This window comes from Xanthobacter autotrophicus (assembly GCF_029991245.1).
Classification (GTDB): Bacteria; Pseudomonadota; Alphaproteobacteria; order Rhizobiales; family Xanthobacteraceae; genus Xanthobacter; species Xanthobacter autotrophicus_C.
Window position 1 is genome coordinate 1 of sequence record NZ_JAIVFO010000329.1, and the last position, 542, is coordinate 542.

Consider the following 542-nt stretch of genomic DNA (forward strand, 5'->3'; position numbering starts at 1 on the left):
GGCGGAGGGATCGTCGCGTCCGGCGAACGGGCGACGAGAACGGTCTCCGGTGATTCGGGCGAGGGATTGGCTATCGCCTCGGCATCAAGAACGCCGGGCGCGCGGAGCCCCGGGCTTCCGGATGGCGCAGGCGAGGGTATCACTTCATCCGAAGGCGGAGCGGGCGCCGACTGATCCGCGGCGGCCGTGGCCTCGGGACCGTGGACCACGGGCGGCGCGGCAGGTTCCAGCAAGGCGAAGGCCGGCGGTGGCGGTGCATCGGAGGCCGCCTCGCCCTCGCCCGCGGTTCGCGGCGCAGGACGAGCCGGATCGGTCCTGGCCGTGATCTCCGGTGCACCTGCGGCGGGCGGCGCGGCAGGCTCCAGCAATGTGAAGGTCGGGGGGGACGGCGGGCCAGCGGCGGCCGGCGCTCCCTCGTCCACCGCAGGCGGCGCGGGCGCCGCCTGGTCCGCCCCGGTCCCGGTCTGGGGATCGTCGGCGGCGGGCGGCGAATCGGGTTCCAGGAAGATGAAGGCCGGGGGCGGCGTCAGCGGCTCCGGCAC

1 pseudogene is annotated in these 542 nt (G+C 75.8%); it reads right to left on the reverse strand.

The window, feature by feature from the left end:
* Positions 1–542 (reverse strand): annotated as a pseudogene (locus K9U41_RS23055) (hypothetical protein); the annotation flags it as partial.